Source organism: Flavimaribacter sediminis, from assembly GCF_019492055.1.
GTDB lineage: Bacteria > Pseudomonadota > Alphaproteobacteria > Rhizobiales > Rhizobiaceae > Flavimaribacter > Flavimaribacter sediminis.
In genome coordinates, this window is record NZ_JAICBX010000003.1 from 136,171 (window position 1) to 147,396 (window position 11,226).

Annotated in this window: 9 protein-coding genes; 6 read left to right on the forward strand and 3 right to left on the reverse strand. The window is 60.5% G+C overall.

What is annotated here, in order from left to right; all coding sequences use genetic code 11:
• Positions 1–5 precede the first annotated feature (5 nt).
• The gene (ypfJ, locus tag K1W69_RS16300) at positions 6–929 is read right to left on the reverse strand and encodes a KPN_02809 family neutral zinc metallopeptidase (RefSeq protein ID WP_220229492.1); all 924 of its coding nucleotides are present in this window, start codon (positions 927–929) and stop codon (positions 6–8) included.
• 250 nt (positions 930–1,179) lie between these two features.
• Between ypfJ and K1W69_RS16305 the strand changes: the two genes are divergently transcribed.
• From K1W69_RS16305 to K1W69_RS16320, 4 genes are all read left to right on the forward strand, one after another.
• Positions 1,180–1,449 (forward strand): helix-turn-helix domain-containing protein, encoded by a 270-nt coding sequence (locus K1W69_RS16305; protein ID WP_258571148.1) that lies wholly within the window; start codon positions 1,180–1,182, stop codon positions 1,447–1,449.
• A gap of 178 nt (positions 1,450–1,627) precedes the next feature.
• Positions 1,628–5,110 (forward strand): carbamoyl-phosphate synthase large subunit, encoded by a 3,483-nt coding sequence (carB, locus tag K1W69_RS16310; protein WP_220229493.1) that lies wholly within the window; start codon positions 1,628–1,630, stop codon positions 5,108–5,110.
• Positions 5,111–5,330: 220 nt separating this feature from the next.
• Positions 5,331–5,807, forward strand: coding sequence for a transcription elongation factor GreA (gene greA, locus K1W69_RS16315; RefSeq protein WP_220229494.1), 477 nt, complete (start codon positions 5,331–5,333; stop codon positions 5,805–5,807).
• Positions 5,808–5,843: 36 nt separating this feature from the next.
• Positions 5,844–6,887 carry a glycosyltransferase family 4 protein gene (locus K1W69_RS16320; RefSeq protein ID WP_220229996.1) on the forward strand — a complete coding sequence of 348 codons (1,044 nt, stop codon included), beginning with the start codon at positions 5,844–5,846 and terminating at the stop codon, positions 6,885–6,887.
• On the opposite strand, the gene K1W69_RS16325 is transcribed toward K1W69_RS16320, so the two are convergent.
• Positions 6,884–7,357 (reverse strand): Lrp/AsnC family transcriptional regulator, encoded by a 474-nt coding sequence (locus K1W69_RS16325; protein WP_220229495.1) that lies wholly within the window; start codon positions 7,355–7,357, stop codon positions 6,884–6,886. The genes K1W69_RS16320 and K1W69_RS16325 overlap by 4 nt on opposite strands.
• A gap of 266 nt (positions 7,358–7,623) precedes the next feature.
• Between K1W69_RS16325 and trxB the strand changes: the two genes are divergently transcribed.
• Positions 7,624–8,589: a thioredoxin-disulfide reductase gene (gene trxB / locus K1W69_RS16330; RefSeq protein WP_220229496.1), complete on the forward strand. Its 966-nt coding sequence runs from the start codon at positions 7,624–7,626 to the stop codon at positions 8,587–8,589.
• Between the two features lie 57 nt (positions 8,590–8,646).
• Positions 8,647–9,543, forward strand: coding sequence for a LysR family transcriptional regulator (locus K1W69_RS16335; protein ID WP_220229497.1), 897 nt, complete (start codon positions 8,647–8,649; stop codon positions 9,541–9,543).
• 413 nt (positions 9,544–9,956) lie between these two features.
• Here the strand turns inward: K1W69_RS16335 and K1W69_RS16340 are convergent, their stop codons facing one another.
• Complete coding sequence (locus K1W69_RS16340; RefSeq protein ID WP_220229498.1) at positions 9,957–11,159, reverse strand: pyridoxal phosphate-dependent aminotransferase; 1,203 nt, start codon at positions 11,157–11,159, stop codon at positions 9,957–9,959.
• Positions 11,160–11,226: the final 67 nt, after the last annotated feature.

Here is an 11,226-nt window from a genome sequence, read left to right on the forward strand (position 1 = left end):
TGCGATCACACGGGCTCGCTGAACGTATCGCAACTGTCCAGCCGTCCGCTGTCGAAGCCGCGTTTGAACCAGGTCATGCGCTGTTTCGAGGTGCCGTGGTTGAAGCTGTCCGGCACCACATAGCCCTGGCTTCGCCGCTGCAGCGTGTCGTCGCCGATCTGCCGGGCCGCGTTCAGCGCCTCCTCCAGGTCTCCGCTCTCGAGAAGCCCCTTCTGGTCGGTGAAGTGTCCCCAGACGCCAGCGAAGCAATCCGCCTGCAGTTCGACGCGAACCGACATTTGGTTGGCCTCGGTCTCGCTCATGGTTTGGCGCATCTGGTTGAACTTGGGCAGGACGCCGATCAGATTCTGCACATGATGACCAACCTCGTGCGCAATAACATAGGCTTGCGCGAAATCGCCCGACGCGCCGAAGCGGTTCGCCAGCTCATTGTAGAATGAAAGATCGATATAGACCTTCTGGTCGCCGGGACAGTAGAACGGTCCGGACGCCGCGCCGGCCATGCCGCAGGCGGAACGCACCCTGTCAGTGAACAGGACCAGCGTTGGTTCGGGATACACGGCGCCGTTTGCCTGGAAAACTCCTTTCCACACATCCTCAGTCTCCGCAAGCACTGTGGCGACAAACTGGCTCATCTCGTCCTGCCTGGGCTGGGCGATCTGGCCGCCGTCCTGCTGATAGCCCGGAGACATCGATCCGCCGCCTTCAAGAAGCTCCGCCGGGTCTATGCCCAGAGCCCGCAAAATGAAGAACCCTATGACAAGAATGACAATCAGCGAGATGCCGCCGCCGGAGGCGCGTCGCGTTCCGGATCCGCCAATGGGAATTCGAATCCTGCCTGGACTGCGTCGCGAAGAGCCGCCGAAGCCGCCCCGGCTGCCGCGCCTGTCTTCGATATTGCTGCTTTGCCGTCGACCCTTCCAACGCATCGAACCGTCTCCCGTCTGAAACAGAGCCTGCCGCCGCCCATCGGTTGTTAACACCGCCAGGCGGATACGGTTCCGCCTGTGGAGTCCTGCGGCTGGATACGGCTCACGGCGCAGTTTACATTGAAAATCGCGCCACCCCTCGATTTCAACGACGTCCAGCATTTCAGAACTGATGTAAAAATGCCATACAAAGCTGATAATGAAGCATTATTTTTCAGGAATATTCGAGTAACGACAAGAAGGGCGAAGATTGACATTGACACCAGATGACTTCAGACGCTGGCGAAAGTCCCTTGGTCTCAAGCAGAAAGACGCAGCCCGGGTTCTTGGCCTGAAGAAACGCATCATTCAATACTATGAAAAAGGCAAGCGTGATGGAAAGCAGATCACCATTCCGCTGACCGTCGCTCTGGCCTGCTATGCCATCGCCAACGGCGTTTACGAATACGATGCGTCCGAACTGAGCGACGAGGCGGCGTCGTCCCCGCCAGACGAACCGCATCCGGCAAATGCCTGCTGACCTGTAAAGTTCCTTTGGAAAAACCGTGGAAGACGGGGTTTCCCTGTCTGCGCCTTTGCCCTATAAGCGCGCCTCAGAACGCTCCTGGAGGATGCGGTTCGCCTTCAATTGATGACTACAGTGCACGCACCCGGATTCCATGCAATCCCCGTTGCTACTGCTTGCCGGAAGACCAATCATGCCCAAGCGCGACGACATAAAGTCCATTCTCATAATCGGGGCCGGACCGATCGTCATCGGTCAAGCCTGTGAATTCGATTATTCCGGCGCCCAGGCCTGCAAGGCGCTGAAGGAAGAAGGCTATCGCGTCGTCCTCGTCAATTCCAATCCGGCGACGATCATGACCGACCCGGAACTGGCGGATGCGACCTATATCGAACCCATCACGCCCGAGGTCGTCGCCAAGATCATCGCCAAGGAGCGTCCGGACGCTTTGCTGCCGACCATGGGCGGGCAGACCGCGCTCAACACCGCTCTTTCGCTGCGGCGCATGGGGATCCTCGAGCGCTACAACGTCGAGATGATCGGCGCCAAGCCAGAGGCGATCGACAAGGCCGAAGACAGGGCGCTGTTCCGCGAGGCCATGGCGAAAATCGGTCTCGAGACGCCCCGCTCGATGCTTGCGAATGCAACGGAAGTGAAGGACCGCGACCGCAAGGCGCATGAGGCCAAGCGCGAAGAACTCAGAAAGCAGTTTGAGGGTGACCAGCTGGACGCTGCCCTCGACGCGCTTGAGACGGAGTGGCAGCTCGACGAAACTGACCGCAAGCAGCACTATATCGGACACGCGCTCGGCATCGCCGCCCAGGCGCTCGACCATGTCGGACTGCCGGCGATCATCCGGCCCTCCTTTACGCTCGGCGGAACCGGCGGCGGCATCGCTTTCAACCGCTCGGAATATTTCGAGATCGTCGAATCGGGCCTTGACGCCTCGCCGACCACGGAAGTGCTGATCGAAGAGTCCGTACTCGGCTGGAAGGAGTTCGAGATGGAAGTCGTCCGCGACCGCGCGGACAATTGCATCATCATCTGCTCCATCGAGAACGTCGATCCGATGGGCGTTCACACCGGCGATTCCATCACCGTCGCGCCTGCCCTGACGCTCACCGACAAGGAATACCAGATCATGCGCAACGCATCGATCGCGGTGTTGCGCGAGATCGGAGTGGAAACCGGCGGATCGAACGTACAGTTCGCCGTCAATCCGGAAGATGGCCGGCTGGTCGTCATCGAAATGAACCCGCGCGTTTCGCGCTCCTCGGCGCTCGCTTCCAAGGCGACCGGGTTTCCGATCGCCAAGGTGGCTGCGAAGCTCGCCGTCGGCTATACGCTCGACGAACTCGACAATGACATCACCGGCGGCGCGACGCCGGCGTCTTTCGAACCGTCGATCGACTATGTGGTCACCAAGATTCCCCGTTTCGCCTTTGAAAAGTTCCCCGGCGCCGAACCGCTTTTGACCACGTCGATGAAATCGGTCGGCGAGGTAATGGCGATCGGCCGCACCTTCGCCGAATCGCTGCAGAAGGCCCTGCGCGGCCTTGAAACAGGCCTGACCGGTCTCGACGAGATCGACATTCCCGGTCTCGGCGAAGGCGATGACAAGAACGCAATCCGCGCCGCGCTCGGAACGCCCACCCCCGACCGGCTTCGCATGGTCGCGCAGGCGCTCCGGCTGGGCGCCTCCGCCGAAGAGGTGCACCAGGCGTGCAAGATCGATCCCTGGTTCCTCAGCCAGCTCAAGGCGATCGTCGACATGGAAACGCATATCCGCGCCCACGGATTGCCGGAGGACGCCGACAATCTGCGGATGCTCAAGTCAATGGGCTTTTCCGACGCCCGGCTGGCGGGTCTGACAGGCCAGCGCGAGAAAAACGTGGCGCGGCTGCGCGACCGGCTTGACGTGCACCCGGTCTACAAACGGATCGACACCTGCGCGGCGGAATTCGCCTCGCCGACCGCCTACATGTATTCGACCTACGAAACGGCCTTTGCAGGCGCGCTGCAATCCGAAGCGGATGTTTCCGACCGCAAGAAGGTCGTCATCCTCGGCGGCGGTCCAAACCGGATCGGCCAGGGCATCGAGTTCGACTATTGCTGCTGTCACGCGGCCTTCGCGCTGGAAGACGCCGGCTATGAATCAATCATGGTCAATTGCAACCCGGAAACTGTCTCGACGGATTACGACACGTCCGACCGGCTCTATTTCGAACCGCTGACGGTCGAGGACGTGCTGGAGATCCTGAGGATCGAACAGCAGAAGGGAACGCTGCATGGCGTCATCGTCCAGTTCGGCGGGCAGACGCCGCTGAAACTTGCCAATGCCCTGGAAAGCGCCGGGATTCCAATCCTCGGCACCGAGCCCGACGCAATCGATCTCGCGGAAGATCGCGACCGGTTCCAGAAACTCCTGACACGGCTCGACCTTCTGCAGCCGAAAAACGGCATAGCCCATTCCGTGGAGCAGGCGCGGCTCGTCGCCGCCGAAATCGGTTATCCGCTGGTCGTCCGCCCATCCTACGTTCTGGGCGGCCGGGCGATGCAGATCATACGCGACGAGCAAAGCCTTTCGAACTATCTGCTTGGCACGGTTCCGGAACTCGTTCCCGAAGACATCAAGGCGCGTTATCCGAACGACAAGACCGGCCAGATCAACACGCTTCTCGGCTCCAATCCGCTGCTTTTCGACAGCTACCTGTCCAACGCGACTGAAGTCGACGTCGACTGCCTGTGCGACGGCAACGACGTCTTTGTCGCAGGAATCATGGAGCATATCGAGGAAGCTGGCATTCATTCCGGCGACAGCGCCTGTTCGCTTCCCGCGCACTCGCTGTCCGGAGAAATCATCGACGAATTGGAACGGCAGACCCGGCGGCTCGCGCTCGCTTTGCATGTCGGCGGCCTGATGAATGTGCAATACGCCATCAAGGATGGTGAAATCTACGTGCTTGAAGTCAATCCGCGCGCCTCCCGCACCGTGCCATTCGTCGCCAAGACCATCGGCGCGCCAGTCGCCAAGATCGCAGCCAGGGTCATGGCCGGCGAAAAACTGGACGCGGCGATCTCCGCCTACGGCGCGGTTCCGGACACGAAAAATCTCGCGCATATCGCCGTCAAGGAAGCTGTCTTCCCGTTTGCCCGCTTTCCGGGCGTCGACACGCTGCTCGGCCCGGAAATGCGCTCCACTGGCGAGGTGATGGGCCTTGACACCGACTATGCGCTCGCCTTCGCCAAGGCGCAGCTCGGCGCCGGCGTTGAGCTTCCGCGCGACGGCGCGGTCTTCATCTCGGTTCGCGACGAGGACAAGCAGTTCGTCCTGCCTGCGGCGCGGCGGCTGGCCGAGATCGGCTTCAGCATCGTGGCGACCGGAGGCACGGCGCGCTTCCTTGCCGAAAACGGCGTCAAGGCGACCCGGATCAACAAGGTCCTCGAAGGGCGCCCGCATGTCGAGGACGCGATCCGCAATCGCGAAATCCAGCTCGTCGTCAACACGACCTCCGGCGCCAAGGCGATGTCGGATTCAAAATCGCTTCGCCGCGCGGCGCTGATGCAGAAGGTGCCCTATTTCACCACCATGGCCGGGGCTCAGGCCGCGGCAGAGGCCATTGCCGCGCTCAAGGCCGGCAACCTGGAAGTGCGGCCGCTGCAAAGTTATTTTTAACCGAGAGCCCGTAATTGCATTCGATCCGCATGACGCAATCCTTCGTTGCGGTTGAATTGGGTCGAATAGCGAAAACACTGGCTTTTTGGGCGCATTTGCTGCTAGACTGCGTCGATTAACGCATGAAACGGTTCCGGATCTGCAGATTCGGGGGCCGTTTTCTTTTGCGCCAAAGCAGGGCTCTCAAGCTGCTTCGGCGCCAAGAATGACGGAGAAGGACATGGTAGAAAAAGTCCCGATGACACCGGGCGGTTTCGCCAAACTGAATGAAGAACTGCGCTGGCGCCAGCAGGAAGAGCGCCCGCGGATCATCGAGGCAATTGCCGAGGCAAGGGCCCATGGCGACCTTTCGGAAAATGCGGAATATCACGCAGCCAAGGAAGCCCAGAGCCACAACGAGGGCCGGATTTCCGAGCTGGAAGATTTGACGGCGCGCGCCGAGGTCATCGACCTGACGAAAATGTCGGGCGACACGATCAAATTCGGCGCCACGGTAAAGCTCGTCGACGAGGATACTGAAGAGGAAAAGACCTATCAGATCGTCGGCGACCAGGAAGCCGATGTGAAGCAGGGACGGATCTCCCTGTCTTCCCCCATCGCCAGGGCCCTCATTGGAAAGTCGCAAGGCGATTCAATCGAGGTCAATGCCCCCGGCGGGGCCAAGGCCTACGAAATTCTCGAAGTCAACTGGGGCTGACCGCGTCGATCGATGGGTCCTGAAACTCCGGTCAGTATGGACGAGGTCGAGGTTCTCGCACCGAACTTCAAGCGTCGACTGTCCGGAGTGACCTCCACGATCGTCCAGCTGGCGCCGTTACAGCGACGGATCGGCGTGAAGATCGCGACCCTCGGCCCCGGACTTCCCGAACACCTGCCGCACGTCTCCTGGCGCGACCTCGTCAAGGCGTGGCGTCCGCCGCCCGGCAAAACTGCGCGCGTCTGGCATGCGCGGCGAAACAATGAAATGATCGTGGGCATCGTGCTGCGCGACATTCTGCGCATGCCCTTGAAACTGCTTTTCACATCGGCGGCGCAGCGTCATCACAAGCCCTTCACGCGCTGGCTCATAAGGCGCATGGACCGGGTAGTTGCGACCAGCGAGCGCTCGGGTTCCTTTCTGCAGGCGCCGCACACCACCATCCTCCACGGCGTCGACACCGACATGTTTCACCCTCCGCAAACGGCGGAAGACACGATCGCCGCGAGCGGTCTCGCCGGAAAATACCTGATCGGATGTTTCGGCCGCATCCGCCATCAGAAGGGAACCGACCTGTTCGTCGCGTCGATGATCGATTTGCTCCCGCGTTTCCCGGACTGGACGGCGGTGATATCCGGCCGCGCCACGGCGGAACACCAGGCGTTTGCAGACCGTCTGAAGGACGATGTCCGGTCGGCCGGGCTTCAGGACCGGATCGTTTTCCTTGGCGAAGTGCCGGACATCAAGGTCTGGCACCGCCGCCTGACGCTCTATGTCGCCCCGTCGAGAAACGAAGGCTTCGGGCTGACGCCCTTCGAGGCGATGGCTTCGAAGACAGCGGTGGTGACCTCCGACGCCGGCGCATACTCTGAAATGGCCGTGCCTGGCATTTCCGGAAACATCGTCGCCGCTGGCGACGGTCCGGCGCTCACGAAAGCGATAGAGCCCTACCTCGCAGACCCCGCAAAGGCGATCGACGACGCGGAGAAGAGCCTCGCGCATGTGAGGGCGAATTTCGGCCTCGAGCGGGAAGCGTCGGCCCTGAAGGCCGTCTATGAAGAAATGCTTGAGGGCGGCTAATCAAACGCCACCTTGCCCTCGTTCTTCACCTGGCGGATCGTCAGCATGGTGCGGACAGTGTCGACATTTGCGGCCGTTGTCAGTTCGTCGATGACGAAATCCTGGAAAGCGGCGAGATTGCGCGCAACACAATGCAGCAGGAAATCGCTTTCACCGCTCACCATCCACGACTGTCGGACAAAGGGCCAGGACAGGGTTTTCTCGGCGAACGCCCTGAGATTGGCTTCCGACTGCAAGGTCAGCCCCACCGCGCAGAAGGCGACGACATCGAAACCAAGCGCCGGCGCGTTCAGCATCGCGCGATACCCTTCGATGACGCCTGCTTCCTCGAGCTTGCGCACGCGCCGCAGACAGGGGGGCGCAGAAATGCCGACCCGTTCGGAAAGCTCCACATTGGTCATCCGGCCGTCGGCTTGCAACTCTCGCAATATCTTCATGTCGATGCGATCAAGCTCAGCGCGAATCGGCATGCGGCCCTCTCCCTTCTAATGGCTGGAAACGAGACCATTAATTTCGCCGGCGCGCAAGATAATTTCTCTTCCACAGCGCTTGGTCCAAGCCCTGCGCCGCGTCGTTGCACGGTATCGTGAAATATGCGCCCTCTACTTGAAACAGATCGCCGCCGCTACGTACATTGGGACAAACCGGCCCGGCGGGTGAAATGCCCTGTGCGGGCGCAATCAGCCGTGCTATAGGCCCGGCAACCAAGACGAGACCAGTTTCAAGGAATGCAGATATGACGACGCGCCATGCACGCGTGCTGATCGTGGGCTCGGGACCGGCGGGATACACCGCCGCAATCTACGCCGCCCGCGCGATGCTGAATCCGGTGATGATCACCGGACTGGAACAGGGCGGCCAGTTGATGATCACCACCGAAGTGGAGAACTATCCTGGATACGCGGATCCGGTTCAGGGTCCGTGGATGATGGACCAGATGCGCCAGCAATCCGAAAATGTCGGCGCCGAAATCGTCAATGACCTTGTCACGGAAGTCGATCTCGAGGTTCGCCCGTTCCGGCTGAAGACGGATTCGGGACAGGAATACAGCTGCGATTCCCTTATCATCGCCACCGGCGCGCAAGCCAAGTGGCTGGGGATCGAGACAGAGCAGACCTTTATGGGGTTCGGCGTTTCCGCCTGTGCTACGTGCGATGGGTTCTTCTACCGCGGCAAGAACGTTGTGGTTGTCGGCGGCGGCAACACGGCGGTCGAGGAAGCCCTTTACCTGTCCAATCTTGCGGAGAAGGTCACGCTCGTGCATCGCCGCGACGAACTGAGGGCTGAAAAGATCCTGCAGCAGCGCCTGCTCGCCAAGGACAATGTAGAGGTGGTCTGGGACAGCCGCCTCGTTGAAATCACCGGCGCGACGGGCGTTCCGCCCTCTGTGACGGGCGCGCGGCTGGAGAATGTTCGCACCGGCGCAGTGACGGACATCGAAACGGACGGCGTATTCGTCGCCATCGGCCATGCGCCCGCCGTCGCCCTGTTCGAAGGCAAGCTGAAGCAGAAATCCAACGGCTATCTGTGGACGGCGCCGGATTCGACGGCGACGAACGTTCCGGGCGTGTTTGCAGCCGGCGACGTCACCGACGATATCTACAGGCAGGCGGTCACGGCCGCCGGCATGGGGTGCATGGCCGCCCTTGAAGTGGAAAAGTATCTGGCGGAAATCGAAACGATAGCGGACGCCGCCGAGTAGACGGCATCCGCCACGCGAACAGAGCAAGACGCAAAGAAAAAAAGAGAAGCCGGGGCTATGCCGTTGGACTGGGATAAATTGCGGATATTCCATGCCGCTGCGGAAGCGGGGTCGTTCACCCACGCGGCCGAGACGCTGCATCTGTCGCAATCCGCCATCAGCCGGCAGGTCAGTTCACTGGAGCAGGACATCGGCGCGCCGCTGTTTCACAGACATGCCCGCGGCCTGATCCTCACCGAGCAGGGAGAGTTGCTCTACCGGACGGCGCATGACGTTCTTTTGAAACTCGAATCGGTGCGCTCGCGCCTGACCGAGTCCAAGGACACGCCAAGCGGCAAGTTGCGCGTCACCACCACGGTCGGCCTCGGTTCGGAATGGCTGACTGACAGGATGCACGAATTTGTCGAGCTCTATCCGGATATCCAGGTGCAACTGCTTCTCGACAACGAGGAAGTCGATGTGACGATGCGCCATGCGGATTGCGCGATCAGGCTGCGGCAGCCGCAGCAGCCGGACCTGATCCAGCGCAAGATCTTTACGGTCCACATGCACATCTACGCCTCGCCCTCCTATCTCAACCGCTTCGGAGAGCCGGAAACCGTCACGGATTTCGACGATCATCGCATCGTCACCTTCGGCGAGCCCGCCCCGAGCTATCTGCTCGAGGTCAATTGGCTGGAGCTCGCCGGGCGGCCGGCCGGAAATCCGCGCACCCCGCAATTGCAGATCAACAACATGTCCTCAGTCAAGCGCGCCGCGCAGCTCGGCATTGGCATAGCCATGCTGCCTGACTACATGGTCGGCCATGACGCAGGCCTCGTGCGGCTCGATATCGATGCCGACGTGCCCTCGTTCGACAGTTTCTTCTGCTATCCGGAAGAAATGCGCAGCTCCGCCAAATTGCACGCCTTCAGGGATTTCCTGATCTCGAAAGCGAGAAACTGGAAATACTGAGCGCCGTTGACGCGACTTATAAACAGGAATTCGCAGGCTTCTAGAGCCTGCCTGTCAGGGCGATTGCGACTTGTTTTTCGCACGAACCCTTTGAGACATAACGACCAAAGGTCGAGTTATGCAAAATCGCATAGCTGATATGCGGCCCTTCCTATTGATAAATACCACCGAAACCAACATATCGGGGATGGCTAACAACCGGGTGGATTTCCTCCCAGTACCACCTTGTTAGCTGTTCCCCTCTGGAGGTTTCGTTTTATAAACCTTCCCGCTTCGGGCCGGAGAGCAATCTCCCGGCCCGTTTTTTTTAGCTACACTATAGAAATGACGCCGGATAAGCATAGTCCGTTGCTGTTTCCGCCAAATCCCCTGTCAAATCACTGACAGCTTGCCCGTGGCGGATTGGCGTACGGTCATCGGCATGCCGCGCAGAACCGCTGAATTCTGCGGCAGGATTCTTCGAGTTGCTCCTCGGACGTTGCATAGGAAATCCTGAAATTTGGTCCGAGGCCGAACGCCCCGCCATGCACGACAGCAACCCCTTCCGCCTCCAGAAGCTCCGTGACGAAGTCCTCGTCTGTCTTCATGCGCTTGCCGCTTGGCGCGGTTTTGCCGATCAGGCCGGCGCATGACGGATAGACATAAAACGCGCCTTGCGGCGTCGGGCAGTCGATGCCCTTCGCCTGGTTGAGCATCGACACCACCAGGTCGCGGCGGGCTTCGAACACCGCCTTGTTCTTCCTGACGAAGTCCTGCGGACCGTTGAGCGCTTCCACAGCGGCCCATTGCGCGATCGTCGTGGCGCCCGACGTCTGCTGGCTCTGGATCATGTCCATGGCCTTGATCAGCTGACGGGGGCCGCCGGCGTAACCGATCCGCCAACCCGTCATCGCGTAGGCCTTGGAGACGCCGTTCATCGTCAGCGTGCGGTCCTTCAGCGATGGCTCGATCTGGGCCGGCGACACAAAACGGAAATCGCCGTAGCAGAGGTGCTCGTAAATGTCGTCCGACAGGATCCAGACATTCGGATGCCGCTTCAGCACTTCGGTCAACGCCTTCATCTCGCTCTCGTCATAGGCGGCGCCGGAAGGGTTGGACGGGGAGTTGAAGATCAGCCACTTGGTGCGGTCGGTAATTGCGTCTTCGAGCGTTTCCGCATCCAGTTTGAAATTGTTTTCCAGCGTTGTTTGCGCAAAGACCGGCTGACCACCGAATATCGCAGTCATTTCCGGGTAGCTCACCCAGTAGGGCGTCGGAATGACGACCTCGTCGCCGGGATTGAGGGTCGCCATCAGCGCATTGAACAGGATCTGCTTGCCGCCCGTGCCGACGATGATTTCGTCAAGGGCGTAGTCGAGCTGGTTTTCGCGCTTGAATTTTGCGGAGATCGCCTTCCTGAGCTCCAGGATGCCGGCGACCGGAGGATATTTCGTCTCGCCGCGCCGGATGGCGTCGATCGCCGCCTCCTTGATATTGTCCGGCGTATCGAAATCCGGTTCGCCCGCGCCCAGACTGATGACGTCGCGGCCGCTGGCTCGCAAATCCCGGGCTTTTTGCGCGACGGCGATGGTGGCGGACGGTTTGACGCGGGAAAGGGCGTCGGCAAGAAATGCCATGTCAGGTACTCCGGTCGTTGTCGGCATGCAGGCGGAACGGGGTCATTTCTATTGCGAAATGCGATCC